Source organism: Haloarcula argentinensis DSM 12282 (genome assembly GCA_000336895.1).
GTDB lineage: Archaea > Halobacteriota > Halobacteria > Halobacteriales > Haloarculaceae > Haloarcula > Haloarcula argentinensis.
Map to the genome: position 1 here is coordinate 82,114 of AOLX01000014.1, position 26,038 is coordinate 108,151.

At 63.6% G+C, this 26,038-nt stretch carries 26 protein-coding genes and 1 tRNA gene; 10 read left to right on the top strand and 17 right to left on the bottom strand.

Features of this window, described 5'->3' with window-relative positions:
• Positions 1-11 precede the first annotated feature (11 nt).
• Together C443_RS04090 and C443_RS04095 are read right to left on the bottom strand one after the other, a co-directional pair.
• Entirely contained in the window at positions 12-836 is an 825-nt protein-coding gene (locus C443_RS04090) for a hypothetical protein (RefSeq protein ID WP_005534127.1), read from the bottom strand.
• The gene (locus tag C443_RS04095; protein ID WP_005534128.1) at positions 833-1,156 is read right to left on the bottom strand and encodes a DUF5827 family protein; all 324 of its coding nucleotides are present in this window, start codon (positions 1,154-1,156) and stop codon (positions 833-835) included. The genes C443_RS04090 and C443_RS04095 overlap by 4 nt, the downstream gene beginning before the upstream one ends.
• Before the next feature lie 27 nt (positions 1,157-1,183).
• Between C443_RS04095 and C443_RS04100 the strand changes: the two genes are divergently transcribed.
• The 3 genes from C443_RS04100 (at position 1,184) to C443_RS04110 (ending at position 5,628) form a co-directional block, all read left to right on the top strand.
• Entirely contained in the window at positions 1,184-2,929 is a 1,746-nt protein-coding gene (locus C443_RS04100) for a histidine kinase N-terminal 7TM domain-containing protein (RefSeq protein ID WP_005534130.1), read from the top strand.
• A gap of 41 nt (positions 2,930-2,970) precedes the next feature.
• Positions 2,971-5,130, top strand: a complete 2,160-nt coding sequence (locus tag C443_RS04105; RefSeq protein WP_005534131.1) for a beta-glucosidase — start codon at positions 2,971-2,973, stop codon at positions 5,128-5,130.
• Positions 5,131-5,238: 108 nt separating this feature from the next.
• On the top strand, positions 5,239-5,628 hold the full coding sequence (locus tag C443_RS04110; RefSeq protein WP_005534132.1) for a thioredoxin family protein: 390 nt from the start codon (positions 5,239-5,241) through the stop codon (positions 5,626-5,628).
• A gap of 2 nt (positions 5,629-5,630) precedes the next feature.
• On the opposite strand, the gene C443_RS04115 is transcribed toward C443_RS04110, so the two are convergent.
• Both C443_RS04115 and C443_RS04120 read right to left on the bottom strand, forming a co-directional pair.
• Positions 5,631-7,784 carry a thioredoxin domain-containing protein gene (locus C443_RS04115; RefSeq protein ID WP_005534133.1) on the bottom strand — a complete coding sequence of 718 codons (2,154 nt, stop codon included), beginning with the start codon at positions 7,782-7,784 and terminating at the stop codon, positions 5,631-5,633.
• 54 nt (positions 7,785-7,838) lie between these two features.
• Positions 7,839-8,102: a hypothetical protein gene (locus C443_RS04120; protein WP_005534134.1), complete on the bottom strand. Its 264-nt coding sequence runs from the start codon at positions 8,100-8,102 to the stop codon at positions 7,839-7,841.
• Positions 8,103-8,247: 145 nt separating this feature from the next.
• Between C443_RS04120 and purD the strand changes: the two genes are divergently transcribed.
• Together purD and C443_RS04130 are read left to right on the top strand one after the other, a co-directional pair.
• Positions 8,248-9,600 carry a phosphoribosylamine--glycine ligase gene (gene purD, locus C443_RS04125; protein WP_005534135.1) on the top strand — a complete coding sequence of 451 codons (1,353 nt, stop codon included), beginning with the start codon at positions 8,248-8,250 and terminating at the stop codon, positions 9,598-9,600.
• Positions 9,601-9,625: 25 nt separating this feature from the next.
• The gene (locus tag C443_RS04130; protein WP_005534136.1) at positions 9,626-10,174 is read left to right on the top strand and encodes an acyltransferase; all 549 of its coding nucleotides are present in this window, start codon (positions 9,626-9,628) and stop codon (positions 10,172-10,174) included.
• Between the two features lie 6 nt (positions 10,175-10,180).
• On the opposite strand, the gene C443_RS04135 is transcribed toward C443_RS04130, so the two are convergent.
• From C443_RS04135 to C443_RS04150, 4 genes are all read right to left on the bottom strand, one after another.
• Complete coding sequence (locus C443_RS04135; protein WP_005534137.1) at positions 10,181-10,975, bottom strand: mechanosensitive ion channel domain-containing protein; 795 nt, start codon at positions 10,973-10,975, stop codon at positions 10,181-10,183.
• 2 nt (positions 10,976-10,977) lie between these two features.
• Positions 10,978-11,787, bottom strand: a complete 810-nt coding sequence (gene dacZ / locus C443_RS04140; RefSeq protein WP_005534138.1) for a diadenylate cyclase DacZ — start codon at positions 11,785-11,787, stop codon at positions 10,978-10,980.
• A gap of 72 nt (positions 11,788-11,859) precedes the next feature.
• Positions 11,860-13,179, bottom strand: coding sequence for a cobyrinic acid a,c-diamide synthase (locus C443_RS04145; protein ID WP_005534139.1), 1,320 nt, complete (start codon positions 13,177-13,179; stop codon positions 11,860-11,862).
• 2 nt (positions 13,180-13,181) lie between these two features.
• Positions 13,182-14,222, bottom strand: coding sequence for a nicotinate-nucleotide--dimethylbenzimidazole phosphoribosyltransferase (locus C443_RS04150; RefSeq protein ID WP_005534140.1), 1,041 nt, complete (start codon positions 14,220-14,222; stop codon positions 13,182-13,184).
• 86 nt (positions 14,223-14,308) lie between these two features.
• On the opposite strand from C443_RS04150, the gene C443_RS04155 reads away from it, so the two are divergent.
• On the top strand, positions 14,309-14,533 hold the full coding sequence (locus C443_RS04155; protein ID WP_005534142.1) for a DUF7385 family protein: 225 nt from the start codon (positions 14,309-14,311) through the stop codon (positions 14,531-14,533).
• 366 nt (positions 14,534-14,899) lie between these two features.
• On the opposite strand, the gene C443_RS04160 is transcribed toward C443_RS04155, so the two are convergent.
• Positions 14,900-15,001, bottom strand: a tRNA-OTHER gene (locus tag C443_RS04160).
• Positions 15,002-15,214: 213 nt separating this feature from the next.
• Here C443_RS04160 and C443_RS04165 point away from each other — a divergent pair.
• Entirely contained in the window at positions 15,215-15,535 is a 321-nt protein-coding gene (locus C443_RS04165; protein ID WP_049943935.1) for a cupin domain-containing protein, read from the top strand.
• Positions 15,536-15,573: 38 nt separating this feature from the next.
• Here the strand turns inward: C443_RS04165 and C443_RS04170 are convergent, their stop codons facing one another.
• Complete coding sequence (locus C443_RS04170) at positions 15,574-17,400, bottom strand: FAD-binding protein (RefSeq protein ID WP_005534147.1); 1,827 nt, start codon at positions 17,398-17,400, stop codon at positions 15,574-15,576.
• 247 nt (positions 17,401-17,647) lie between these two features.
• On the opposite strand from C443_RS04170, the gene C443_RS04175 reads away from it, so the two are divergent.
• Together C443_RS04175 and C443_RS20725 are read left to right on the top strand one after the other, a co-directional pair.
• A complete protein-coding gene (locus C443_RS04175; protein WP_049943893.1) occupies positions 17,648-18,997 on the top strand; it encodes a sensor histidine kinase in 1,350 nt (449 codons plus the stop codon).
• A gap of 79 nt (positions 18,998-19,076) precedes the next feature.
• Positions 19,077-19,277 carry a ketopantoate reductase family protein gene (locus C443_RS20725; protein WP_005534151.1) on the top strand — a complete coding sequence of 67 codons (201 nt, stop codon included), beginning with the start codon at positions 19,077-19,079 and terminating at the stop codon, positions 19,275-19,277.
• 137 nt (positions 19,278-19,414) lie between these two features.
• Here C443_RS20725 and C443_RS04185 read toward each other — a convergent pair whose 3' ends face one another.
• The 5 genes from C443_RS04185 to C443_RS04205 all read right to left on the bottom strand — a co-directional run bounded on the left by C443_RS04185 (position 19,415) and on the right by C443_RS04205 (position 23,297).
• On the bottom strand, positions 19,415-20,254 hold the full coding sequence (locus tag C443_RS04185; RefSeq protein WP_005534152.1) for an ABC transporter permease: 840 nt from the start codon (positions 20,252-20,254) through the stop codon (positions 19,415-19,417).
• A 245-nt stretch (positions 20,255-20,499) separates the two neighbouring features.
• Positions 20,500-21,387: a succinate dehydrogenase/fumarate reductase iron-sulfur subunit gene (locus tag C443_RS04190; protein ID WP_004961005.1), complete on the bottom strand. Its 888-nt coding sequence runs from the start codon at positions 21,385-21,387 to the stop codon at positions 20,500-20,502.
• A gap of 3 nt (positions 21,388-21,390) precedes the next feature.
• Complete coding sequence (locus C443_RS04195) at positions 21,391-21,756, bottom strand: succinate dehydrogenase hydrophobic membrane anchor subunit (protein WP_004592521.1); 366 nt, start codon at positions 21,754-21,756, stop codon at positions 21,391-21,393.
• A complete protein-coding gene (gene sdhC / locus C443_RS04200; RefSeq protein WP_005534156.1) occupies positions 21,756-22,175 on the bottom strand; it encodes a succinate dehydrogenase, cytochrome b556 subunit in 420 nt (139 codons plus the stop codon). The genes C443_RS04195 and sdhC overlap by 1 nt, the downstream gene beginning before the upstream one ends.
• A gap of 99 nt (positions 22,176-22,274) precedes the next feature.
• Entirely contained in the window at positions 22,275-23,297 is a 1,023-nt protein-coding gene (locus C443_RS04205; RefSeq protein ID WP_005534157.1) for a succinylglutamate desuccinylase/aspartoacylase family protein, read from the bottom strand.
• 113 nt (positions 23,298-23,410) lie between these two features.
• Here C443_RS04205 and C443_RS04210 point away from each other — a divergent pair, with 113 nt between their 5' ends.
• Positions 23,411-24,763 carry a RimK family alpha-L-glutamate ligase gene (locus tag C443_RS04210; RefSeq protein WP_005534159.1) on the top strand — a complete coding sequence of 451 codons (1,353 nt, stop codon included), beginning with the start codon at positions 23,411-23,413 and terminating at the stop codon, positions 24,761-24,763.
• A gap of 30 nt (positions 24,764-24,793) precedes the next feature.
• Here the strand turns inward: C443_RS04210 and C443_RS04215 are convergent, their stop codons facing one another.
• Together C443_RS04215 and cysE are read right to left on the bottom strand one after the other, a co-directional pair.
• Positions 24,794-25,405: a DNA-3-methyladenine glycosylase family protein gene (locus tag C443_RS04215; RefSeq protein ID WP_005534161.1), complete on the bottom strand. Its 612-nt coding sequence runs from the start codon at positions 25,403-25,405 to the stop codon at positions 24,794-24,796.
• 45 nt (positions 25,406-25,450) lie between these two features.
• The gene (gene cysE, locus C443_RS04220) at positions 25,451-26,008 is read right to left on the bottom strand and encodes a serine O-acetyltransferase (RefSeq protein WP_005534162.1); all 558 of its coding nucleotides are present in this window, start codon (positions 26,006-26,008) and stop codon (positions 25,451-25,453) included.
• Positions 26,009-26,038 lie beyond the last annotated feature (30 nt).

Sequence of the window (26,038 nt, forward strand, 5' to 3'; positions counted from 1 at the left end):
ACAGAAAGTTCTCAGTCGAATGCACAGGCCAGTAGCGCGTCATAGGCGTGGTCGTACGCATCGGCGACGGCCGCCGGGTCACTGCGTTGTTCGCTGTCGAGCGCGGGGAGTCGTACTGCCGCGACCCGCTCGATGAGGTCGACGACGTTTGGCACCCGTTCTTCCAGTTGCCCATCACCGGGTCCGCCGGTGGCAATCTGACAGGCCTTGGCGTACCGGTCGCCGTCGTAGATGCGTGCTCGGCCCGGTTCGACGACGGCCACGGCGTCCGGTTCGATGCCAGACAGCGGCCGAGCCACGTCGCCGTAGGACTCGACGACCGCCCGGTCCGTCGCTTCGATATCTGCTGCGAGCGACTCCAGCGCTTCGACGTGCATCACCCGCATCAGGTCGTTGAAGTCGGCGATGGAGGTCACTCGTGGGGCGTTGGCAAGCGGGAGTCGTTCGGCAACGGACTCCGGCAAGTCGACGGTCCCGTTGACGACGTACTCGACGCCCGTCTCGGAACTCGGGCGTCCGACCCGGTCGACGACGAACTGCTGGTTTTCCTTCCCGAGCAGTCCTGTTTCGGCCCCCGGCGAGGGATGCCAGAGGCGGTGAATCGGATTGATCTCCTCTGGCACGACATCACTTGGCGATGCGGCCGCGAGGCGCTTGGCGTCCTTGCCGTACAGCCGCCCGTCGGTCGTCGCTCGCTGATAGTCGTCGTGGTCGAACCAGTAGTTGTTGCCCGCTCTGGGCTTGAACCCCTGGGCGCTGGTCCGTTCGAGCAGGCCGACGCTGAACGTGGTCTTGCCCGCGTCGACTCGGTCACTGCCGGCGACGAGGAGCTTCATGACTCGGCGAGACCGTACAGTCCGACGACGTCGTCGTCCTGCGGGTCGGCGATCACGAGGTCGTCCTGATTGAAGATCATCCACGGGATCGCCCAGTCGATGAACACCGACTCGTTGGCCTCGTTGAGTTCGGCATCCGCCGGGAGGCCCTGCAGGAGGCGGGCGATTTCTGGGATGGTGTACAGTTTGTCGGCATCGAGAATATCTGCGGGTTCGTGGAGCTCGAACGACAGTATCTCGTCGAACTCCTGCTTGTCGACAGGCATACCCGTTGGTATGCCGAGCGAGTGGGTAAATCCCTCGAACTGGCCGGAACCCATTTACTCGCTGGGCCGGATTGTTCAGTAATGGCCACGCTGCTCGTTGCGTACGCCTTTTTTCTGCTTGTCGTGGCCGTCGTCCTCGGGACGCTGTCGGTGTATGCGTGGGGCCGGCGTGACTCTCCCGGCGGGACCGCGCTCTCTGTTCTGCTTGCCGGGCTCTCGATATGGAACCTCTGTGCTGCGGTCGGTGTTTTGACGCGCGGGACTGAGTTGGCTCTGTTCTTCGCGTACGGCGTGTTCGTCGGCGTGATGCCCGCGATGGCCGGCCTGTTCGTGTTCGCGCTGGCCTACACCGACCGCAACCGCTATCTCGGCTGGCGGACCGTCGCGTTACTGTCTGTCGAACCCCTCGTGTTCTTTGCGGCACTGTTTGGCGGCCCCGAGGGGTTGATATACCGGATTTCTGGACCTACAGACGCCGCTATGTACGGCTGGGAGATTACCGTCGGGCCTGTCTTCTGGGGACATCTGGTGTACTCCTACGCACTCATTGCCGTGTCGAGTGCGCTCATCATCCACTACGCACTCGTCTCCGGCGATCTGTACCGGAAGCAGGTGTATGCCGTTCTGCTGGCCATCGGCCTCCCGTGGTTCGGGAGCGTGCTCAGCATCTTCGGCGACACCGGCGTCGAACTCACACCGCTGTTGCTGGCGGGAACCGGGATCACTCTCACGTGGGCGTTCTTCAGGGGACGACTGCTGGACATCTCGCCGGTCGCCCACCGGGAGGTCGTCGAGTCGCTCAACAGCGCTGTGTTCGTCGTCGACACGAACGATACAATCATCGAGGCCAACGACGCCGGCCGTCAGCTACTCGAAGATCAGGCTCTCGTCGGTCAATCCGTCGAGGCCGCGCTCGAACCGTCGCCCGACCTCCTCGAAAAGTACCGCGGTTTGAACGACAACGCCGAGGAAACGCAGGCCGTCATCGAGCAGCGCGACCGGTTTTTCGACGTCCAGCTCACACCGCTGTACGACTCCCGTGACGCGCTGGTCGGGCGTGTCTTTCTTGTTCACGAAATCACCGACCAGAAGCAGCGGGAGCGAGAACTCGAACGTCGGAACCAGCAGCTCGACCAGTTCGCCGCTGTCCTCTCCCACGACCTTCGGAACCCGCTGAACGTGGCTTCGGGCCGACTGGCGCTGGCTCGGGAACGCAACGACCCCGAGGAGTTCGACCGCGTCGAGGAAGCCCACGAACGGATGAGCAGCCTCATCGACGAGGTGCTGGCATTCGCCCGCGACGAGAAGTCGACCGACAGAGTCGAGCTACAGCTCTCGGCGCTGGCGAAGGCGGCCTGGGGCCACGTCGACACCGGCGATGCGACGCTGCAAATCGACGGCGACAGGGAGATCACTGGCGACCGCGACCAGCTCCTGCAGCTGTTCGAGAACGTGTTCCGGAACAGTGTCGAACACGGTAGCAAAAGCGGCCGACAAGGGGCCGACGACGGGCGTAGTCGAACGGAGTCCGACGACAATGTGGGTTGGGAGGACGCAGGCGTGACGATACGCGTCGATGCCACCCCCGAAGGGTTCACAATCGGTGACGACGGCCCCGGTGTGCCGCCCGGGGAACGGGAGGAGATATTCACGCACGGCGTCACCAGTTCCGAGTCGGGAACCGGCCTCGGACTGGCCATCGTCCAGCATGTCGTCGAGTCCCACGGGTGGGACGTCGAGATGACGGAGAGTCGGTCCGGCGGCGCGAAACTCGTCGTCTCGGGGCTCGAAACAAGGCCGACACGGCTGGCTGAGGCTTCGTCGTAAGCAGCCGACAGTATAAGGCCCGCTCGGCTGTGAACTGCGATATGGCTGACGACGATCACACTGGTGCCTTGCTCGCTCGGCTGTCCCGCACACAGAAACTCGCCCTCGTCCGCGGTGCAACTGACCCGGAGGGCACAGCGACGGGATACCTGCCGGGCGTGGAAGAGGCCGGGATTCCGCCATTTCGCCTCGTCGACGGGCCGCTTGGCATCCGAGCAGAGGGACAGCGTGCGACTGCTTTTCCGGCATCGATCGCGACCGCGGCGACGTTCGACACCGATCTGGCCTGGCGACAGGGCGCGGCGATGGGCCGCGAAGCGACGGCGCTCGGACAGGACGCGCTGCTCGCACCTGGCGTGAACATCATCCGGGTCCCGCACTGTGGTCGTAACTTCGAATATCTCTCTGAGGACCCGGTCCACGCCGGCGCTGTCGGGGCCGGCCTCGTCGACGGCATCCAGTCCGCTGATGTCGTCGCCACGGTGAAACACTTTGTCGCCAACAATCAGGAGACACATCGCACGACCGTCAGTGCCGAAGTGGACGAGCGGACGCTCCGTGAGCTGTATCTCCCGCCGTTCCGCGCGGCCGTCGACGCTGGCGTCGGGTCGGTGATGACGGCGTACAATCGGGTGAACGGTACGTACATGAGCGACCACGACCGCCTCGTCGGCGACGTGCTCAAAGATGAGTGGGAATTCGACGGCTACGTCGTTTCGGACTGGTATGGACTGGAGAGTACCGTCGGCGCGGCGAACGCAGGCATGGACGTAGAGATGCCCGGGGTGGCGGCCCCCGGCGCAGCGGAAGCCGCCGACAGCAGCACTACGGATGATACCGAGGAGTTCGAGTGGCCCGACGGCATCCCGGATGCGACCCACGCGGGCCTGTTCGGCGACCCGCTGGCCGAAGCCCTCGACAGCGGCGAGGTCCCGGCTGAACGCCTTGACGACATGGTCCGGCGGATTCTCGGCCAGATGGCCCGATTCGGACGGCTGGACAGCAGCCGGAGTACCGCCGAAGGCGGTGAAACCGACGACGATGCGGGTGAACTCGACAGCCAGCGACACAGAGATATCGCCGCGGACGTGGCGGCCCGCGGAACGGTGCTGCTCGACAACGACGGCGTCCTCCCGCTGGACGTCGGGGCTGACGTGGCTGTCATCGGACCGAACGTCGACGAGCCGAAACTGGGTGGCGGCGGCTCTTCCGAAACGACGCCGGTCCACTCGGTCACACCAGTCGAGGGAATCGAATCCCGTGCCGAGGGCGCAGTCACGACAGCGTTCGGCGTCCCGCAGATAGAGTCCGTTTCGCTGTTCGACCTCCTGCCGTTCGTCGACGAGGACGACGAGGCCGACGGTTCGGCTGAGGACACCACCCGACGGGAACCGTCGCTCGACGACGCTGTCGACGCGGCCGCGGCAGCCGATGTCGCCGTCGTGTTCGTGCGCGACGCGACGACTGAAGCGCGGGACCGGGACACGCTTGCACTGCCGGGCCGGCAAGACGAACTCGTCTCGGCCGTCGCCGCAGCCAACGAGAACACCGTGGTCGTCGTCCGCTCCGGCGGCCCCGTCGAACTGCCGTGGCGCGAGGACGTGGCCGCGGTCCTCGAACAGTGGTACCCCGGACAGGCGGACGGTGACGCGGCCGCAGCCGTTCTCTACGGCGACCGCGACCCGAGCGGCCGGCTCCCGGTCACCTTCGCCCACGAACGCGAGTACCCGACTGCAGGAGCCGAGCGCCGCTACCCAGGTGTCGAGGACGAAGCTCACTACGACGAGGGCGTGTTCGTCGGCTACCGACACTTCGACGACGAAGACACGGACCCGACCTATCCGTTCGGGCACGGTCACTCGTATGCGACGTTCGAATACGGCGAAGCCGAACACACAGGCGAGCGGACAGTCGCAGTTCCAGTCGAGAACGTCGCTGACAGGTCGGGTCGCGAGGTCGTCCAGGCCTACGTCCTGCCACCGTCTGTGGACGGCGTCGACCGACCACAGCGGGAACTCGCCGGGTTCGAGGCGGTACAGTTAGCCGCCGGCGAGCGGCAGACTGTGAAACTGACGCTGGACGATCTGGCGTTCTCACGGTACGACCCAGATTCCGGATGGACGGTCGATACTGGAACCTACACCGTCGAAATCGGCCGGTCGTCGCGAGACATTCGGACGACACTCCCAGTCGATCGCTAGCGCGTCAGCTCTCCTGCGACTGAAATCCCGACGTATCCGCTGAAAACCGTCTGAAGCGGGAAATTCGCGGCCGGGGATTTCAAGCCCCCCGAATACATATAGCCAGTCATGAGTCAGACGCTCGAAACCATGGAGCCGAATCCGGTGTGGGTCGAAGACGCCTATGCCGACACCGTTGACGTTCTCACACGCTACGCCGATGAGTTCGAGTACAAGATCTGGGGCGGTGACTGGTGCAAGGACTGCCGGGCGCAACTCCCAGACTTCGGGGCGGCTCTGAAAGCCGCGGGTGTGCCCGACGCCCAGATCCACCACTACCCCGTCGAGAAGGAAGACGACGGCTCGAAGACCGGACCGGAGGTCGAGGCGTACGACATCGAACTCATCCCGACAGTCGTCGTCGAACACGATGGTGAGGAGATTGCCCGCTTCGTCGAAGAAGAGCCAGTCCCTATCGCCGTGTATCTCGCAAATAAAATCGAAGCCGCAATGTCGTAGTCTTATTCCGTATCGTTGGTCGTCTCGCCCCAGTCTAACGCCGTCTTGAGGTCGTGTTTTGGCGGCGAGCAGGCGAAGTTCCGGCAGGCGTACACCGTCGGTCGGTCGTCGACCTGCGTGCGACCGGCCCAGATCGGCGGCGACTCGTTCAGTCCCAGCGTGTCGAGCCACTGTTCGAAGCGGTCCTCGTCGGCTGGGCGGTGAGCTAGCAGGCGGCGCGGGACGTACCGCTCGGCGAGGGTCTCAGTCCACTCGGTTGGGTAGTCCGACTGATCTCCGACCAGCGTGAGTTCCAGCGCACCCTGTTCGTAGGTGTCCGTCGCCAGCGTGAGCGAGGCGTGCTGGAGCGGGTTCGAGGAGACGCGGTCGGCGTGGGTCCGGATGACCCGCTCGGCCACGCTTTCGAAGCGGTCGTCGTCGCTGAAATGTGACAGCGACAGCAGGAGGTCGACAGCGACGCCTGTACTCGAAGGCGTCGACTGATCGGTCAGTTCCTGCGGCCGGGCGACCAACGATTCGCCGCCGGTCGGGGTGAAAAACAGCGTGCCCTGTTCGTCGTCCCAGAATGCCTCCGTGATGGCCTGCCCGAGGTCCATCGCGAACGCGAGGTGCTCCACGTCGCCGGTCGCCTCGAACAGCGTCAGCGCGCCGCGGCCGAGGAACGCGTAGTCCTCAAGATAGCCGTCGATGGCCACGTCACCGTCCTTGTACCGGCGGTTGAGTCGCCCCGCATCGTCGTCCCACAGGTACTCCCGGACGAACGAGAGGGCGTCGGCGGCCACGTCGGCATAGGCGTCGTCGAGCACAATCGCGCCCTCAGCGAGCGTCCGGATCATCAGACCGTTCCAGCCGGCCAGCACCTTCTCGTCACGGGCCGGTCGCGGTCGGTTCTCTCTGGCCTCGAAGGCCTCGTTTAGCGCCCGCTGGAGGCTCCCTGTGATTTCGTCCTCGCTCTGGTCGTACTCCTCGGCAAGCACAGATACCGGCTTCCGGACGGCGAGCACGGTCGCGCCCTCGAAGTTGCCCCGCTCCGTGACGCCGAAGTAGTCACAGAAAATCTCAGCGTCCGTCTCGTCGTCGACAGCCTCGTGGACTTGCTCGGGCGTCCAGACGTAGAACAGTCCCTCTTCCGTCTCGCCCTCAGGCTCATCGATTGGCGCACTTTCCGCGTCCAGTGTGCTGAAGAAACCTCCTTCTGGATGTTGCATCTCGCGCTGGACGAACTCGAAGGTCTCCCGGACGACCGAGGCGTAGCGCTCTGAGCCGATAGCCTGATAGCCGGCGAGGAAGGCACGGGGAATCTCGGCGTTGTCGTACAGCATTTTCTCGAAGTGTGGGACCGCCCACTGCTGGTCCGTCGCGTAGCGGTGGAAGCCGCCGCCGACATGGTCGTACAGCCCCCGGTCGGCCATCACGTCCAGCGTCTCCTCGACGACGTTCAGGTAGTCTTCTTGACCGCCACCCGCGTGCGCCCGAAGCAGCGCGTGCAGCCGCCCGTTCTGGGGGAACTTCGGGCCGCCGGAGCCCCAGCCGCCGTCCTGCCGGTCCGCACCGCGGTGGGCGATGGTGCCGGCAGTCTGGATGATGTCCTCTGCGGGGTCCTCGGGATCAGCCGGCGTCGCTTCGAGGTCGCTCTCGATAGCCTCGGTCCACTGCCGGGCACGGTTCTCCATCTCCTCGCGCTGCTCGGGGTCCGACCACGAGCCTGAAAGGCGCTGGAGCAGGTCGCCAAAGCCCGGCTGGCCGCGCTTCTCCTCTGGCGGGAAGTACGTCCCGACGTAGAACGGCTCCCCCTCCGGCGTGAGCCAGGCCGACAGCGGCCAGCCACCGCCGCCGGTCACCTGCTGGCAGATACTCATGTACACCGAATCGAGGTCCGGGCGCTCCTCGCGGTCGACCTTTATCGGGACGAAGTTCTCGTTGAGTTGCTCGGCGATGGCCTCGTTCTCGAAGCTCTCCTCCTCCATGACGTGACACCAGTGACACGCCGCGTAGCCGATCGAGAGGAAGATGGGCACGTCCCGTTCCTTGGCGGCCTCTAGGGCCGTCTCGTCCCAGGGCTGCCAGTTGACGGGATTGTCAGCGTGCTGGCGGAGATACGGGCTCTCCGCCTCGTCGAGTCGGTTTCGGGCCGTCGGATCCGTGGCGTCGCTCATACCCGTGGCTGGGAGCGCCGCGGTGAAAAGGAACGCGACGCCGGCAGCGACGCCTCACTCGCCAGCCAGCCGGATTCCACGGGCAATGACATACATAAGGACGACACCGGCTCCGATGGCGAGGATGAACTCACCAAGCAGGGCCAGTACTACACCCAGTGCGGAGTTCTCCGCGCCGAAGAACGCGATTGCATAGAGAGGGAGGCTCCCAGCGACGAACACGCCGATGAGCTTCGCGAGTGGCACGGCCTCCGAGAGTATCTGGGCCCTGTCTATCTCTCCTGTCGCGGGGTCGATGAATGGGCGGGGAGGGGACATGTGTCTGTGTGTCCGACAGTTGGGTAAAGTAGCTCCCGGTCTCCGTCTGGCGACTCGTTGGCGCTCGACACAGAAACGACCGCCACAGTCAGCGAAAACCGGCGAAAAGACAATACTTACGTGAGAGCCCATCCGGCCTTCGGGTATGTCAGAGACAGTGCTGCTCGTGGGTGGCGGCGGTCGGGAACACGCGATTGCGCGCTCACTCGCGGACTCGCCGGGGGAGCTGTACGCCTGTGCCAGCAACCGGAACCCGGGCATCGTCGCCCTCGCCGACGGCTTCGAGGCACTCGATACGACCAATCCGAAGGCAGTAACGACCTACGCCCGGGAGGTCGACGCCACACTGGCGGTTATCGGACCCGAGGCGGCCCTCGCCGCCGGGGTCGCCGACGCGCTGGACGACGCCGGCATCTACACCTTCGGGCCACAGGAACAGGAGGCCCGCATCGAGACGGACAAGGCGTTCCAGCGGCGGTTCATGCGGGAACACGACATCCCCGGCTGTCCGGACTTCGAGACGTTCGAGGACATGGAGGCCGCCTGCGAGTACATTGACGAGTACGACGGCGACCTCGCGGTCAAGCCCGCCGGGCTGACCGGCGGCAAGGGCGTCCGCGTCATCGGCGACCAGTGCACCGCTGAGGAGGCCAAAGAATACCTCCGAAGCTCCGACTACGACCGCGTCGTCCTCGAAGAACGCCTCGTCGGTGAGGAGTTCACCGTTCAGGCATTTGTCGCTAACGGCCAGCTGCGCGTCACACCGGCGGTGCAGGACCACAAACGTGCCTACGAAGGTGACGAGGGGCCAAACACCGGCGGCATGGGCAGTTACTCCGATGCCAGCCTCCACCTGCCGTTCATGGACGAGGACGACTACATGGACGCCGTCGACGTGCTCCGGGCCATTGTTGAGGCCCTCGACGGCTACAAGGGTGTCCTCTACGGGCAGTTCATGCTCACCGAAACCGGGCCGCGCGTCGTGGAATTCAACGCCCGCTTTGGCGACCCCGAAGCGATGAACACGCTGCCGATACTGAACACGGACTTCCTCGACGTGCTGACTGCTGCCCGCGACGGTGACCCCCTGCCACAGCTCTCTTTCCGCCCGATGGCGACCGTCTGCAAGTACGCCGTCCCGGACGGCTACCCGACCGACCCCGACGCCGGGGCGAAGGTAACAATTGACGACGACGTCATCGCGGAGGTCGTCAACGACCACCGCAAACAATCCGGTGACAACGCGGAGACGGCCCCGGAGGCGCTGCTGTGCTACGCCAGCGTCGATGACCGTGAGGACGGTATCTACACGACTACTTCTCGCTCGTACGCTGTCGTTGGCCTCGCAGAAACGATTGCCGACGCGGAGGCCATCGCCGAGGAAGCGCTTCAGCAAGCCGGTACTGAGGGGCTCCGGGTCCGCCACGACATCGGCAAAGCCGACCTCGTCCAGCAGCGTATCGACCATATGGACGACATCCGCGGCGGCGGGGACTGAGCGTGCGGCATCGAAGCCGACGGGTTTGATTACCGCGGCCCCGTACACGACGGACGTGAGTGGTCCACGACACGACCGGCTGCGCCAGCATCCGACACCCGGCCCGCACAACTCGCTGTTTCCGTGGCCGGACGCCAAACATCCGCTCCGGGTGATGGTCAACTACGTCGTTATCCTCGTCTGTCGCATCTCGCCGAGTCTCCGGCTCAAAAACTGGCTGCTCTCGCACCTCGGCGTCACCGTCGGTGACGGCGTCGCCTGGGGGCTGGAGTCGACACCGGACGTGTTCTGGCCCGAACTCATCACCGTTGAGGACCACGCCATCATCGGGTACGACGCGACGCTGCTGTGTCACGAGTTTCTGCAGGACGAGTACCGGACCGGCGAGGTCGTCGTCGGGGAACGGGCGATGATCGGTGCGGGTGCGATTGTGCTGCCCGGCGTCGAAATCGGCCCGGGCGCACAGGTCGCGGCGAACTCGCTCGTGACTGACGATGTGCCGCCAGAGACGACCGTCGCCGGCGTCCCGGCTGAGCCGCTGGGCACAGACGACGAGACGACCGAAGCATCGTAACCTCGCTTAGCCGCGAATACGGACGATACCCGTATTGAACACGCGCTTGTTCGGGATGATGTACTCCTCGCCGTCGCTTTCGATACGCGTGACGAGGATGTCGACTTCTTGAACGATCCCGCTCTGATCGCCGATGACGATCTCGTCGCCGATGCTGTATGGCTCTGTCAGCAGGAGGTAGATGCCGGCTGCACCGGCCTGCAGGATGTCTTTCAACGCCAGTCCACAGACGAGCACCAGCCCGAACGCGTAGGCCCCAAGGAGAATGAGCAGGGCGAGGGTCTCGACGCCAAGTTGTCCGAGGGCGATGAGTACTGCCAGATAGAAGATGCTGTACTTGACGAGTTCGGGCAGGACCGTCGCCTCAGGCATCTTGACGCTGCGCAGCCGCTCGGAGACGACGAGCTTGGCCTTGTCGCCCGCAATGAGACCGATGATGACGGCAAACAGGGCGATAAACAGGTCAGGCAGGAACGACGTGAAGCGGGCCCAGTACAGTTCCGGGTCTGTCAGTTGGGCGATGTTGAGGACGGCAGTGACCGTCGTGATGTAGATGAACAGCGCGGCCAGGTTCGAGACGATGCCGACGGTCGATGTACCGAGTCCTCTCGCCGTCCGCTCGAAGGGTGTCCCCTCAACCGCCTCCGGCACCCCGAGTTCGCGCATGAATCGCCGGGACGAGCGCCAGACGAGATAGCCGAGCACGATACCGACAGCCAGTACTACGAGCGAAAAGACGAACGTTCCCTGTGGTGAGAACACGCGCCGAATAATCGTCGCCCAGTCGAAGCCAAACTGCATCCTCAGTACTCCTCGGGATCGATCTCGAGGACCAGCTCCCCGCCTTTGAACGCCCGTACGAGCCCGTCGCTCTCGGAGAGAACGATAGCCGTCGCCATGGTATCACGGGTGACCGCGCCGGCCGCCATGTGCCGTGCACCGAGTCCTTTGGGAATGTCAACACCCTCTGCGGAGGGTTCGAGGTACCGATACGCGGAGACGATTTTGCCGGCGTCGGAAATGACGAACGCGCCGTCGAGCCGCGAGAACTCCTTCAGCATCACGTTGACGATGGGGTCGCCAACGTGGACGTGGGACTTCTCGAAAGGGTTGTACGACAGTGGTCGGGACTTGTTCATCACCTTCCCGGCGTCCCCGACGACGAACAGGGCACCGACAGGCTTGCCCTTCTGGCCTTTTTTCCCGAGTTCGATGGCGACCTCGAAGACGTCGCGGACGACGCTCGCGTCCGCCCTGGAGTTGACGAACATGTCGTACACGCCGGAGGGGGAGAAGTCGTTGGTCTGGACCCGAACGAGCGTGTTCTCAGACCCATCCAGCACTTCGGTCACGCAGAGTACCTCGTCGCCCTCGTCGACGATGCCCTGCTCCAGTGCGCCCTCGATGCCGAAGCGGAGGCGGCCTTCAAGGTCGGTGAAATCGATCGGTAGCTCGACAAACGGCTCCGCATCGAGGGTGTTCTCCGGCCCGACGACGACGATCTCCTCATCGACGTCGTCGAACTCCTCGAAAAACGACGCGTTCGGGGAAAACAGGAACACGGCGTCGACGTCTGCGACCAGGTCTCCGAGCAGGTCGCGCAACTCGTTCATTATCAGAACGATGCTGTCTGTCGAAAAAAAGGTTGCGGGCAGTCAGCCACGCGTCCGACGGCGGGCCGTACGTCAGATATCCTTCGAAGGCACTGCAAGCAGACGGTCGAACGCGCCACTTTCGCCGTGGCAATGACAGTACGTCCCGATGGTGCTGTATTCTGTGAGGCCGTCGTGTTCGCCGTCGATACCGTCGCCGCGGACCACGTCGAAGGCGAACGACGCGTCGTTGCCGAGTGTCGCAGCGGAGTAGTGGAACTCGTGTCCGCGCCGGTGCTCGCCGGACGCGGCCACGGCGGAATCTGACTGCGCCTCTAGCTCTACGTGGTCAAGCGCCTGATACCGGTCCTGCATCTCGATGTCCGCGGGGAGGACCCCGGCCATCTCGTAGGTGTCGCCGTCGGTCGTCGTCAGCGACTCCGACAGCGCCATCAGCCCGCCACACTCGCCGTAGACGGGGACGCCGTCAGCGGCACGGACGGCTATTTCATCGAGTGTGTCGCCGGTTTCGAGCGACTCTCCGTGGAGTTCCGGATAGCCGCCGGGTAGATATATCGCGTCGGCGTCGGGGACTGGGTCGCCGGCGACCGGCGAGAACGTCTCGACAGTCGACTCGGACCGGAGCCGTTCGAGCACTGTGGGGTAGGTGAAACAGAACGCGCTGTCCTGTGCAACAGCCACCCGGTGGTTGGCCACAGCGCCGTTATTATCCGCCGTCGCAGTCGCGGCTTCCGGCGGTGCTCGTGCCACGTCGACTAGCCGCTCGACATCGATGGTCTCCGCCGCCGTCGAGAGCGCGTCGCGATTGAGGCCGGCCTCCGAGCCCATGTGGAGCCCGAGATGGCGGTCGGGAATCTCTAGGTCCGACATCGGCGGAATCCGGCCGAAGTAGGTGAGGTCTTCGGGGAGTGCGTCCCTGATACCGTCGGCGTGTCGGCCGCCGTGGGCGCGCTGTGCGAGGATGCCGGCCACGTCGATATCGACGCCGATGCGGTCGGCGTACTGTGCGAACCCGAGCGCCGTCGCAGCAACGCTTTCCATGCCAGCCTTCGCATCCACGACCAGAACGACTGGGAGGTCCAGTCCCTCGGCGACGGCTGCCGTCGATGTCTTCGTCCCATCGTAGAGCCCCATCACGCCCTCCACGACGCAGATGTCGCCCGTGCCGCGCCAGTAGGTGCGACACATGCCGTCCTCGCCTGCGAGCCATGGGTCGAGCGTCCGCGACGGCGTGTCGGCGAGTGCTTCGTGGTGGCTCGGGTCGATGAAGTCCGGGCCTGCCTTGGCCGGCTGTGGCTGATACCCGGCGTCTTCGAGCGCTGTCAGGGTCGCCAGCGTCGCAACGGTCTTGCCGACGCCGGAGCTCGTGCCGGCGAGGACGACCCCCTCCATCGTCACGCCCCCTCCTCGGCTGTCGGTGTCGGTTCGTCGCCGATCAGATCGTCGTAGATGGCCGCGAAGCGGTCCCTGACCTCTGCCATCGGGATGCCGGCGCGGTCGGCGAGTGCCAGCGCACCGCCCATGCCGACCCCCTCCTTGGCCTCGCCGGCGACGAACCGCTTCATCGCGACGTGGTCGCTCCGGTCGAAGCCGGGGTCCGTCACTGTCAGGTCGAGATCGAGTCGGTCGGCCGACGCCCGCACGTCGGCGCTGTCGTCGTCGGCCACGTAGCTTGTCGTTGCCAGTCCGAGCGGCCCCTCGTAGCCGCCGTGCCTGACCAGCGCGGCGACGGCGACGCACTGACTGCCGCCGGCCAGCGTTACGGCGGTATCACTCTCGACAGCGCCCGCGGTCAGGCCTGCAAGCGTCGCCAGAACGGGGTCTCCCATCCGGCGGACCGCCCGCTTCGGTTCGTTCGCGGCGTCGCCCGGTGCGAGCGAACTGGCCTGCAGTCCCTCGTCGACCAGCGTTTCCTTCTGCACTGTCGGGTTCTCCGGAAGTGACGAAGAAACCATTCCCGTTTCGCCCAGCGCACGAAGAACGCCGAGCGCCGTCGTCGTCCCGCCGGGAATGGTTTCGCCCAGATACAGTTCGTCGGCCGGGAGCGACTGGCCGAACTGTCGGGCGGCCGCGAACGCCCCGTGGGCCGTCGGCACCGGGTCCTGCTCCGTGATGTCTTTGCCCGGGCGTGCGCCGACAGAGACCGTCGGTGCCCCGGTCTTTTCCGCCAGGCCGCCGTCGACAACTGTGACGTCAAATCCCATGACTTCTCGGACGGCTCGCGTCACCAGCGCCGGCGTCGGACAGCCGCTCGGACTGACCGGCGTCACGTCCGTCCGAACCGGTGTGCCGTAGGTCACCAACTCCGCGTCTGCCGCGGGCGTTACCGACATTAGTTCGGGATCGGCTCCGGCGGCACTGATCCCCGCCCGACCTGCGGTTTCCGTGGTTCCTGCGACGAGTGCGAAGCGCGTTCCGCCACCGGGTGAAGTCATTGTGATTGTATTACCACAAGTAAACTTTAATACCTTGGTGCCGGGGCGGCGTATGATTTATACCGTGCGCCCGCGGTTGCCCGAACATGGACGATTTCGACGAACTTCGGTCGTCGTTGACGCCGCGCGAGGACAACGAGGCGATCGCTTCCTACCAGAACACGACGGCTGTGGCCTGTCCGTCCTGTGAAGAGCCATTCGACGATATGGTCGTCTGCAAGCAGGAGTTCACCTCCCTCAATCTCGATTTCGAGATGGACCTCTGTACGACGATCAACGACGGGAAGGTCGTGCTGTTCACCCACAAGTAACTGGTCGAAACTGGGACATGTCGTTGTCGTTTTCTGGTTGTTTTCTGTGTCAATAGTGTGGTGGCTGGGGCTGGTGAGCTACCTAGAATCAAATATGATAACTCCAGCGACGGCTTTTTATACATCTCCCCTCGTTGTCTGAGACAGGCACCACACTGGTGCCGCACCACCCACCCCCCACCCCCACATTCCTTACCTTTCCACTTCCTGTGAGCCGCCGGTTCCCACACTGGCGGTTTTCGATCTCCGATAGCCCACAGTCAACTCTCCGGGGTTGCGGTAGTTTTGGGCAGTCAGATGTCTGGCTCGACTGGTGAGTGTGACACACCAGTACCGGCCGCTACGCTCACGGCGAATGTCCGAAAATGGAAGGGGCGGGAGTCGAACCACGCGGAGCCCTTTGCGGGGTAACCACCAACCGATTCTGGCATGTTGGTCGGTAGCGCTCTACCACTGAGCCACCCTTCCAAGCTATCCGCAATACGTTCCTGACAACCAAGTAAGTGATGATTGCGGGTGTTTCCGCACTCAACGCTCCCGACGTTCGAGTGCCGCTTGGCCAGTCGCTGATCTGTGTCTCACCAGCGGTAGCGCCCAGTGTCGGAGCGGTATCCGTCTCTGCGGCCTTTCCTATCGGATACACAACAACTTATTTTGCGCTGGCTGGCGACACCAGTGGACGTGAGCTACGCGAAAGTCAACTACACCGACGTGGAACCGGTCGCAGATGCAATGCACTTCCTTCGAGACCCGCTGGACTGTGAGCAGGTCGGCGTTACTGTCTTGGACTGTGATGCCGGCTGGACCGGCAAACCGCACGACCACGCCGATGAGGGTCACGAAGAGGTGTACATCCTTGTCGAGGGGACAGCCACTGTCGAGGTTGACGGCGAAGACGTGTCTCTCGAAGCGGGCGACGCAATCAAGCTTCCGCCGGAAGCGGAGCGAACGATCCACAACGGCGAGACAGAGAGCACGTTCGTCCTCGTCGGTGCACCCTGAAAATCGCAGAAACAGCGTCGCAGGCGGCAGTCAGACCGTCAGTACGACCGGACCTTCGGCTCGTAGGTCTCTTCGTCGCCTTCGAGGATGACAGGCTTGTAGTACAGCTCCGGCTGTCCCTCGTTCCAGGCCAGCATCGTGTGTTTGATCCACTCGTCGTCCTTGCGTTCCTGATGCTCCGCACGCCAGTGTGCGCCACGGAACTCCTCGCGTGCGAGTGCGCCCAGCGTGATTGCCTCGGCAACGTCGAGGATGTTGCGGGTCTCGATAGTGTGGATGAGGTCCGTGTTGTAGGTCCGAGATGGGTCCTCGACGGCGACGTTCTCGTACTCCTGGCGCGCCGCTCGGAGGTCCTGCAGGGCCTTCTCGAGACCCTCCTCAGTTCGGAACACGTTGACGTTCTCGGTCATCGTCTCCTGGACGTCAGCGCGGACTTCGGCGTGGTTGATGCCGTCGGACTCAATGAGGGTCTCGATGCGCTGGCGTTCCTGCTCGACGGTGCTCTCGAGCACTGCCTTCGGTTCGACAGCGGCCCCGTCGGCGGCGACATCGTCGCTGCTGGCGTCGATTGCGCCGGGGTCGACTGGCGGCTCTACGTCACCGGGCTCGCTCTTCGCGGAGGGGCCGGTCTGGATCTCGGCGGTCTTCATGTCCTTGCCGGCGGCGTGATGGCCGGCGCGGGCACCGAACACGAGCAGTTCCGGCAGGGCGTTCCCCCCGAGCCGGTTCGCACCGTGCAGGGAGACACAGGCGGTCTCGCCGGCGGCGTAGAGGCCGTCGATACACGTCTCGCCGTTCTCGTCGGTTTCGACGCCACCCATGGCGTAGTGCTGGCCGGGCTTGACCGGCATCGGCTCGTCGAGGCCGTCGACACCCTCGAAGTCCTCCGCGAGGTGGAGAATGTTCTCGAGGCGGTCGAGGATGCGCTCTTCCCCGAGGTGGCGCATGTCGAGGTCGACGTACTCATCTTCGACACCGCGGCCCTCGTTGACTTCCGTCAGTTCGGCACGGGCGACCACGTCACGGGAGGCCAGTTCCCCCTCGTTGTTGGCGTAGCCGTGCTCGAACATGAACCGCTCCTCGTTGTCGTTGTAGAGAATACCACCCTCGCCACGGACCCCTTCGGAGATGAGGACGCCTGTGGACGGCAGCGTCGTCGGGTGGAACTGGATCATCTCCATGTCCTCCATCGGCACGCCGGCGCGGTAGGCCATCGCACAGCCGTCGCCGGTGTTGGCGACGGCGTTCGTGGTGTGGTCGAAGGCCTGTCCGAGGCCGCCGGTCGCGAGAATCACGCCGTTGTTGGCGCGGAAGCCCTGAATCTCGCCGGACTTGATATCGTAGGCGACACAGCCGTGACAGACGCGGTCCTCGGGGTCGTCGTGGTCGGTGACCGCGAGCTGGGTCACGTACCACTCGTCGTACACTTCGATGCCGCGCTTGACCGCCTGCTCGTACATCGTGTGCAGCAGGTGGTGGCCGGTTTCGGCACCTGCGTACGTCGTCCGCGGATAGGAGAGACCGCCGAACGGGCGCTGGGAGACGCGGCCGTCGTCCTCGCGCGAGAACGGCATCCCCCAGTGCTCGAGCTGGATGACCTCTTCCGGGGCGTCCTTGGCGAAGGTGTCGATGGCAGGGGCGTCGCCGAGGTAGTCGGACCCTTTCATCGTGTCGTACGCGTGGAGGTCCCAGGAGTCCCCTTCCTGGAGGGCAGCGTTGATTCCCCCCTCCGCGGCACCTGTGTGGCTCCGAACCGGATGGAGCTTGGTCACGAGGGCAACGTCTGCACCCTCTTCGTCCGCTGCAATAGCCGCCCTGAGGCCAGCGCCACCCGCGCCGACCACGATAACATCGTGTTCGTACATTGTGAGAGTGTCTCTTGGCGTGGTTTCGGCTTAGGATTAGCCAAACTTAAGCCTCCCTGTTGCGTTACTGAGTGCGACGCCAGTAGCGGGATCTATCCGTTCCTGACATAGGGCCCTACTGTCACTCAAGGTGAATTTTTGACCTATCCGATGGAATTATATCACACGCTGTGAATACTTAGGAACCAACTACTGATACTAGACCCACCGGATAGTGTCACTACGGGCCCGACCCGTTCCCACCCTGATGCCAGACCAGTATCTCACGTCAACTGATGACTTCGAAGCGGTGTTAGCAGAGGCACCCTCAGTACTGACGGTCACTGATGGCGAATTGATAATACGGTTCGTGAGCCCAGCAATCGAACGGGTATTGGGGTATGATATGGAGTCGCTCGTCGGCACCAACTGGCTTGACCTCGTCCACCCAGAGGACGCGGAGCGGGTCCGGGCAACACTGGCGGGCGAACGGGAAGACGACGGGACGGAGTACCGGTTTCGGAACGCCGATGGTGACTGGGCCTGGCTCGAAACCATCGTCTCAGCGGATACCGAGACGGACCGCGATTGCCGGGTGTTCACCTCCCGTGATGTCAGCGACCGGCCGCGCTTCGAGGCCCGGTTCCACCAGTTCGTCACACACACCTCCGACGTACTCACCGTGTTCGACGAGCAGGGCAGCGTCGAGTATATCAGCCCATCCGTGGAACGCGTCCTCGGCTACCAGCAAGACGAGATGGAGGACTCGGACCTCTTCGAGTACGTGCATCCGGACGACCTCTCGACCGCACTCACCGAGTTCGGCCGGATGATAGACGATCCGGGGTACGTCGCTGTCATCGAGCACCGGTACCGCCACGCAGATGGCGACTGGATCTGGGCGGAGTCCCGCGGCCAGCAGGTCGCGAGCGGCCCACTGGAAGACCATGTCGTCGTGACGACCCGCGATATCTCCGAGCGGAAACAGCGCGAGCAAGAACTCAAGCGACAGAACCAGCGCCTCGAGCGGTTCTCGGACGCGATTAGTCACGACCTACGGAACCCGCTGGACGTTCTCGACGGCTCGCTCGAACTCGCACGCGAGACAGACGAGGACGCACACTTCGAGCGGGCCGAGCGGAGCATCGATCGGATGTACACACTCATCGACGACCTGCTCGTGCTCGCCAAACAGGGCGTTGATCCGGCGGAAACCGAGATAGTCGATCTTAATACCCTTTCACAGCGGGCCTGGTCGATGGTCGACACCCAGGACGCAACGCTTGAAATCCACGCCGACGATAGCATCAAGGCCGACGAAGGTGCGATGTTGGAATTACTGGAGAACCTCTTTCGGAACGCTATCGAACACGGCGGCGACGACGTGACCGTCACTGTCGGGACGGAATCGTGGGGGTTCTATGTCACGGACGACGGGGCGGGCTTTCACGACGGTACCGCGGACCTATTCAAACCCGGCTACTCGACGGCCGATGACGGAACCGGGTTCGGGCTCTGCATCGTCGAACAGATCGTCGACGCACACAACTGGGAAGTCATTGCGACCGACAGCGAAAGCGGCGGCGCCCGCTTCGAGTTCATTTGTCGGAACTCCTGACCGTTGCGGGGCGCTTGCGCTTTGCCGCGACAGACTGCCCGCAGTCCCTTTGCTCCGGTCCGCTGTAAGCCTACAGAGTATGAAACTCTGTACCTTCGGCCCCGGCGGTATTGGCGGCTATTTCGGCCCACGACTCGCTGACGCGGGCCACGAAGTCCACCTCATTGCGAGAGGCGACCACATAGCTGCACTCCAAACTGATGGGCTGCAGGTCGAGAGCATCCACGGCGATATGGCGGTTGATCTCCGGCGGCCGATGACCCGGGTGAGGCCGGGTTGATGCGCCGATGAACAAGGTCGTGACAGCGATTCTCGCGCTGGCGACGGCCAGACGGGAGTAACGGGCGAGCCCGACCACGACAGTACAGAGTGGGGAACGGACGCACCACGCCGTCATCGTTGTCGGACTGTGCAACTTTACATTATATCCGCCGACTGGAACCGAATGTAGCCGAACCCGAGTGATAGAACGAGCCAGCCTCCAAGAATGGCGAACCCGGCCCACTTCGGAGGATAGAATGAAGCCGATACTGGGTAGGACATTATTTCGTCGAACGTGGGGATTATGGCTCGTGCCGCGTAGCCGACTGCCGCAGTCGGGTTGAGAGCGTGGACGACAATCAGCCACGGAGGTGCACCGGAATCTGGGGGCGTGTAGCCGACAGTGATGACCTGCAGAATAGCCGTTACAACGTCCCATCCGAGCTGAAAGAGGATGTAAAGTCCCCCCGCACCAATAACCGCCATGTACTGAGACTTCAGTATCGACGAGAAGCCGATACCAATTGCGACATAGACCGCACCGTAGAAGACCGTCAAGATGGTGTAGAGCACGAATTTGACGGCCGCAAATGACTCGTAGGTGAACAGTGCGAAGACAGCGACGACAAAATAGCCGCTGAGGATAGCGATAGTCAAAACGGCACACCGGCCGATGAACTTCCCGAGAATAACGTCACGGCGCGAGTTCGGCAGGCCGAGCAGGAGCTTGATGCTCCCGCTGTCACGCTCACCGGCGATAGCGGCATAGGAGATGGCTAACCCCAGCAGTGGGACAAAGAAACTCATCGGCTGACCCATACTGTTGAGCAGCGCCAGCGTGCTGGTCGGGACATCGCTCGCTGAAGCTGTCAGCGGGACGTGCTGAATCGCCGCCCAGAATCCGGCGACGAGGACGAACAACAGAGTGGTAGCGAGGAACGTTCCTGAGCGGATTGCGTCGTTGAAATCTTTCCTGATGACCGCAGGGAGAGACATTTGTTGAGTAGTTGTCCAGAGATGCCAATAAATCTTGATAGCTCCTGAACGCACTCTGGGCCCATGTCCCTATAGTGACTGTCTCAGGCTACCCTGGGTCACAGCAGGAGCAGCGCGGAAGCCCACGACTTTCGTCGTGGGAGGAAGCGCGTACGCTTTTGAAACAACTGACCAATGACAGGTGGCGACAGACGCAGCGTACCTGACGACCAGCGGCGTTCTGCAGAAGGAATACTACCCCGAATTCACCAGAACTTGAGGTTGTTCTTGACCGCTTCCCGCTTCAGTTCTTGGATGTGCTCGGTCAGCGGGATGTCTTTCGGACACACTTCGGTACAGGAGAACTGGGTCTGGCAGCGCCAGACGCCGTGTTCCTGTTCGATGATGCGGAGGCGCTCCTGCTTGCGGTTCTCGCCCTCGCGTTCGTCCATCGCGAAGCGGTACGCCTTGTTGATGGCGGCAGGGCCGAGGTACTCGTTGTCGCCGGCGGCGATGTTACACGAGGACATACATGCGCCACACCAGATACACCGCGTGGACATCTTGACCTTCTCGCGGTTCTCCCGGGTCTGGCGCTGCTCTTCGAGCTTGTCGTCCGGCGTCTCGTCGGCGTCGAAGTACGGCTCGACGGCTTCCATCTGGTCGTAGAAGTGCTCCATGTCGACGACGAGGTCCTTCACCACTTCCTGGTGGGGCAGCGGCTCGATACGGACCGGGTCCTCAAGCTCGGAGATCTGCGTCTTGCAGCCGAGGCGCTGTCGTCCGTTGACAAACAGAGCGTCTGACCCACAGACAGCCTGTCGACAGGAGTGTCGGAAGGTCAGCGAGGAGTCGTAGTGATCGCGTGCGTAGATGAGGGCATCGAGGATGGTCATGCCCTTGTGGAACGGAACGCGGAAGTCGTCGAAGCGTGGTTCCTGCTTCCCCTCGACTTCGGGGTCGTAGCGGAACACCTTCAGCGTGATCGTGTCTTCGTCGTCGAGCGTCTCCTCTTCGACTTCCCGCTGGGCCTGCTCCTGTGCCTGTCGTTCGTCTCGCTGTGCGCGCCGACGGTCACCCGGGGATTCGACTTCGGGCTCTGTTTCCTCGTCGGCTTCCGTCTCGGTTTCCTGTTGTTCGATTTGCGTACTCATAGTTCAGACGAGGGTCGTCATGGCCAGCGACACGCGGGTCCCCTGCACGACGAGCAGGAGGCCGGCGATGCCAAGCATGTATTTGACTGCGTTTTTCTGGGAACCGGTGAGTCCCTGATTGACCAGCGCGTTGTACACACCGTTGACGCCGTGGAACGTCGCGGTGACGAGGAACAGCCACATCGTTGCGAAGTAGCTGACCTGACTCATCCGGGCCTGCGTGCCGAGGAACGTGATGTCAGAGGCGTGGTTCACGAAGTGCAACAGCATGAAGTGGAACGCGAGCACGCCGATGAGGAACACTGCTGTCAGCCGCTGGAACAGCCAGCGACGCCCGCCGCGGTCGAAAGAGGAGTAGTGCTGGGCCATTAGACTAGCTTCCCCCCGAGGAACGTCGGCACGCTGGCCACGACGATAGCGCCGGTCAGCAGCAGCGACGCATAGAAGCTCTTGTCCTGCGATTCCAGCCCCACACCGAGATCAACCATCAGCAGCCGAATCCCGTTGAGGATGTGGAAGACGGCGACGGCCAGCAGACCGACTTCAAGGAACCGGACGATCAGCAGCGATTCGAGGCCGCTGAGCGTGCTGGTGTAGAGGTCGCTGCCTGCCTGCGCGCTCGCCGGATCGACGCCGACCGAAGTGCTCAGCACCGCGATGTGGGTGAACAGGTAGCCCACGAGAACCCAGCCGGTGAACTTGTGGAAGATCCAGGCCCACATCCCGGCCGTGAACTCCCGCCACCGTCCGAAGTCCTCGACGGTGCCGCGATTGTAAGACTGACTCATACACTGGGGGGTTAGTCCGGGGACAGATAGTAGTTTCTACAACGGACGCGTATGGCCGGAATCCCGCCCGAAGACGTTCGTCAATTGACTACTCCGCAGTTACCAATCGTCGTCGTCCGCCCGGCGGTTCCACTCGATGGCCCGCTGTGTCCGGTCGTCGAGTCGGACCAGATGACAGAGGGGATTGCCGGGGTACACCAATGGGTTCTCAAGAATGCCAACCAGCAGTCCGGTAAACGGCGCACGCATCAGCGTGTTCTCCGTCTTGAACGGATTGGCGATCGTACAGATAACGTCGCCTTCGTACACTAGGTCACCGCGGTCGTAGTGCATATCCACCAGCCCACCCGAGTCCGCACGGATCCACGTCTTCTCGTCGCTGTCGTCGATGACTGTCCGCCAGCCCGGCCACCGGACGGTGTCGGAGTCCCGGAGCCCGAACTCCGTAAGCACCGACCGTACACTCTCTATAGCCGAGTCGATGAGTGGCCGCTGGAACCGATGGGCCTCGCCCATTTCTATTGTGATCGTCGGGACGCCAGAATCGCTCAGCTCCCGCCGGAGCGACCCCGACGGGCCGTCCGACGAGATGATGACGTTCGACGCGAAGGCGTTTGCGACCCGCGCAACCTCGGGGTCCCCCATGTCTGCTCGGACGTGGAGCATGTTTGTCCGCCCGCGCGTGGACGTGTGGAAATCGAGGCCCACGTCACACGGGGCCAGGAAGTTCCGGAAAATCTCGTGGGCCATCCGTTTCGCGCTCGTCGAGTCGGGATCGCCGGGGAACGAGCGGTTCAGGTCCCGGTCGTAGATCGGCAGGTACCGCTCCTGTGCCAGAAACGCCGGGACGTTCAGCACCGGGAGACAGACCAGCGTCCCCGCCAGCCCCTCGTGGTCCCACTCGTGGGCGACCTCCCGGACGACCTCGATGCCGTTGAGTTCGTCACCGTGTGCCGCTGCGGTGAGAAACACCGTCGGACCGGACTGCTCCCCGTTGACGATGGTGACCGGCATCCGGACGGCGTCCCCCAGATACGTCTCGCTGACCGTGTAGCGAACGTTACGGGTCTCGCCCGACGCAACGATTCCCCCATCGTAGGTGAACGGCTCGGCCTCGCTCATGCACTCACAACGAGAGGCGGCTGATAAAACCCCTCCGGCGAGACAGGCCCCGACGGGGCCGTGCCGGATGGCGCATCCGTACACCTATACTGGGGCCGACAGAAAGCGACAGCATGAGCGACCAAGACCTCACGGTGGGCGTCCTCAGTCTCCACTCAAGCAAGGAGTCGAAGGCGATCCTGAACGCGGTCGACGAGATGGGCTACGGGACGGAGTGGCTTCGTACCGAAAACACCGCGATCAGTGTTACCGACGGCGAGATGACGCTCGAACCCGATGTTGACGCGGTTGCGAATCGGCTGTTGCTCTCCAGCAGCGAACATCCCGCGGAGGGAATCGGGCTCGGGATGACTATCAGCCGGCTCGCACCGACGTTGAACGAGCCGATGGCGGCGACAACGGCCTTACACAAGTTTTCGAGCGCTGCCGCGCTGGCTGACGCTGGCGTCCCGGTCCCGGATGCGTTGCTCGCGCTGTCGAGCGATATGCTGAACGAGGAGCGGGACCGCTTCGGCGACCGTGCGGTGTACAAAACGGCCATCGGTACCCACGGCGGCGGGACGTGGATGGTCGACATGGAAAATCAGGTTAACGCACAGGTCGGCGGTCGCTACGCGTTCCTACAGGAGTACATGGAACACGACGAGAAACGCCACCACGACCTCCGCGTGTACGTCGTCGGCGACCAGATCGTCGGCGCGATGAACCGCTACGCGCCCGAAGGCGAGTGGCGGACGAACGTCGCGCTCGGCGGCGAGGTCGAAGACATGACGGGGAAACTCCCCGAACGAGTTCGGGAGATCGCGCTCGACTCAGTCGACGCCATCGGGCTAGACTACGCCGGCGTCGACATCGTCCAGAGCGAGGACGGCTATTACGTGCTTGAAGTGAACCCCACCGCTGGATTCCGTGGCCTGTTCAAGGCCAGCGGCGTCAGCCCCGCCCCTTATATTGCCCAGCTCGCCATCGAACGGGCCGGCGGGAGTGTCGACGATGAAACGGTCGAACGGCTCTCCGACCGACTCGACGACTCCAAGCCCGCGTGTACGCCGAAGAAGCCACAGCCGAAAGCGCAGAAAAACGTCGTCGTGGGCTACATCGAGGAGGTTGTCGTCACCGGAACGCAGGGGACCAAGTCCGTTCTCGCGAAGTCAGACACCGGTGCGACCAGAACCAGTATCGACGCCAAACTCGCCGCGGAAATCGGAACGGGGCCGATTCTCGACATCGTGAAGATCAAATCTGGGAGCCTCAAGTCCGGCCGCTCGCGCCCGGTCGTCGACCTCGTCGTCGGCGTCGGCGGGACCCAGCACACCGTCACCGCCAGCGTCGAAGACCGCGGGCACATGGACTACCCGCTGTTGCTGGGACGGGACATCCTCAAGCACTACCAGGTCGACGTGAACCGCCGCGCGGACGACGAGACGGAAGTGGACACCGAGGAAGAGGAGCAGAGCGAAGAGTAACGGCGCGCCAGTACCGGCTTCCGGCCCGGTTCAGTCTTCGTTCACTTCCGCGACGCTCTCGGCAATGTCCTCGCTAGCCCGCCACAGATACAGGCTCGCGTAGCTCCGATACGGCGACCACCGCTCGGCGTACTCGCACATCTCCGCGCGGCTGTACCCGTCGCCGACGACGGCCTCGAATCCCTTGCGGATGCCGAGGTCGCCGACCGGGAACACGTCCTCGCGGCCGAACGCGAACAGGAGTTGCATATTTGCAGTCCAGTCGCCGACGCCCGTGATGGCCGTTAGCTTTTCGTGGATTTCCTCGTCAGCGGCGTCCTCGAACGTCGCCAGCGAGTAGCCGTGTTCCAGAAACGCGTCGGCGACCTCGTTGACGTAGCGGGTCTTCTGCCGCGAGAGGCCGGCATCTCGGAGCACCTCGTTGTCAGCGTCTCTGATGCCTGCTGGCGTCACGGTGACGGCGTCGAACAGTCGGTCCCGCGTCGCGGCGGCCGACGCCATCGACACCTGCTGGCGGAGAATCGAGACGACGAGCCGCTCGAAGAGGTCCGACGCGGGGTCGAGCGTGAGTTCGCCGTGGGTTTCGACCAGCGGCCCGATGTCGGGGTTTGCGCGCAACACCTCGTGTGGCGAGTCACTCATCGCTCTGTGGTACTGACTCGACGAAAAAGAACGTGTCTGTCGCTGTTAGCCGTCGGCGATGATGGGGTCGGGATTCGGTGAGGCGATGCCGGCCGCGCCCACCGGTTCGGCTGGGTTGCCGACGACCGTCGTCTCTGGTGCCACGTCATCGACGACAACAGCGCCAGCGCCGACGGATGCGTTCTCTCCGACCGTTATCGGCCCCATTATCGAGGCGTCAGCACCGACGGTCGCGCCGTCTTCGACCGTCGGATGACGCTTTTCCCGGCGCATTGACGTGCCACCGAGGGTGACACCGTGGTACAGGAGCACGTCGTCGCCGATCTCGGCCGTCTCTCCGATGACGATGCCCATCCCGTGGTCGATGAACACGCGCTCGCCGATCTCCGCGGCGGGGTGGATCTCGACGCCTGTCAGGAACCGCGTGACGTGGGAGATGAGCCTGGCAAGTAACCTCCGGTCGTTCGTCCAGAGCCAGTGGGCGATGCGGTAGGCCCAGATCGCGTGCAGGCCGGGGTACGTGAGCGCGACCTCCACGGCACTGGTCGCCGCCGGGTCCTTTGTGAGTGCTGTACGGATATCCGCTTTCAGTCGGTCGAACATTGGTGTGTTGTAGTGATGGCGTATCGTCTG

Coding starts and splice junctions, on each gene's coding strand:
- C443_RS04090 (WP_005534127.1), bottom strand. CDS start 836: ATGAAGCTCCTCGTCGCCGGCAGTGACCGAGTCGACGCGGGCAAGACC.
- C443_RS04095 (WP_005534128.1), bottom strand. CDS start 1,156: ATGGGTTCCGGCCAGTTCGAGGGATTTACCCACTCGCTCGGCATACCA.
- C443_RS04100 (WP_005534130.1), top strand. CDS start 1,184: ATGGCCACGCTGCTCGTTGCGTACGCCTTTTTTCTGCTTGTCGTGGCC.
- C443_RS04105 (WP_005534131.1), top strand. CDS start 2,971: ATGGCTGACGACGATCACACTGGTGCCTTGCTCGCTCGGCTGTCCCGC.
- C443_RS04110 (WP_005534132.1), top strand. CDS start 5,239: ATGAGTCAGACGCTCGAAACCATGGAGCCGAATCCGGTGTGGGTCGAA.
- C443_RS04115 (WP_005534133.1), bottom strand. CDS start 7,784: ATGAGCGACGCCACGGATCCGACGGCCCGAAACCGACTCGACGAGGCG.
- C443_RS04120 (WP_005534134.1), bottom strand. CDS start 8,102: ATGTCCCCTCCCCGCCCATTCATCGACCCCGCGACAGGAGAGATAGAC.
- purD (WP_005534135.1), top strand. CDS start 8,248: ATGTCAGAGACAGTGCTGCTCGTGGGTGGCGGCGGTCGGGAACACGCG.
- C443_RS04135 (WP_005534137.1), bottom strand. CDS start 10,975: ATGCAGTTTGGCTTCGACTGGGCGACGATTATTCGGCGCGTGTTCTCA.
- dacZ (WP_005534138.1), bottom strand. CDS start 11,787: ATGAACGAGTTGCGCGACCTGCTCGGAGACCTGGTCGCAGACGTCGAC.
- C443_RS04145 (WP_005534139.1), bottom strand. CDS start 13,179: ATGGAGGGGGTCGTCCTCGCCGGCACGAGCTCCGGCGTCGGCAAGACC.
- C443_RS04150 (WP_005534140.1), bottom strand. CDS start 14,222: ATGACTTCACCCGGTGGCGGAACGCGCTTCGCACTCGTCGCAGGAACC.
- C443_RS04155 (WP_005534142.1), top strand. CDS start 14,309: ATGGACGATTTCGACGAACTTCGGTCGTCGTTGACGCCGCGCGAGGAC.
- C443_RS04170 (WP_005534147.1), bottom strand. CDS start 17,400: ATGTACGAACACGATGTTATCGTGGTCGGCGCGGGTGGCGCTGGCCTC.
- C443_RS04175 (WP_049943893.1), top strand. CDS start 17,648: ATGCCAGACCAGTATCTCACGTCAACTGATGACTTCGAAGCGGTGTTA.
- C443_RS20725 (WP_005534151.1), top strand. CDS start 19,077: ATGAAACTCTGTACCTTCGGCCCCGGCGGTATTGGCGGCTATTTCGGC.
- C443_RS04185 (WP_005534152.1), bottom strand. CDS start 20,254: ATGTCTCTCCCTGCGGTCATCAGGAAAGATTTCAACGACGCAATCCGC.
- C443_RS04190 (WP_004961005.1), bottom strand. CDS start 21,387: ATGAGTACGCAAATCGAACAACAGGAAACCGAGACGGAAGCCGACGAG.
- C443_RS04195 (WP_004592521.1), bottom strand. CDS start 21,756: ATGGCCCAGCACTACTCCTCTTTCGACCGCGGCGGGCGTCGCTGGCTG.
- sdhC (WP_005534156.1), bottom strand. CDS start 22,175: ATGAGTCAGTCTTACAATCGCGGCACCGTCGAGGACTTCGGACGGTGG.
- C443_RS04205 (WP_005534157.1), bottom strand. CDS start 23,297: ATGAGCGAGGCCGAGCCGTTCACCTACGATGGGGGAATCGTTGCGTCG.
- C443_RS04210 (WP_005534159.1), top strand. CDS start 23,411: ATGAGCGACCAAGACCTCACGGTGGGCGTCCTCAGTCTCCACTCAAGC.
- C443_RS04215 (WP_005534161.1), bottom strand. CDS start 25,405: ATGAGTGACTCGCCACACGAGGTGTTGCGCGCAAACCCCGACATCGGG.
- cysE (WP_005534162.1), bottom strand. CDS start 26,008: ATGTTCGACCGACTGAAAGCGGATATCCGTACAGCACTCACAAAGGAC.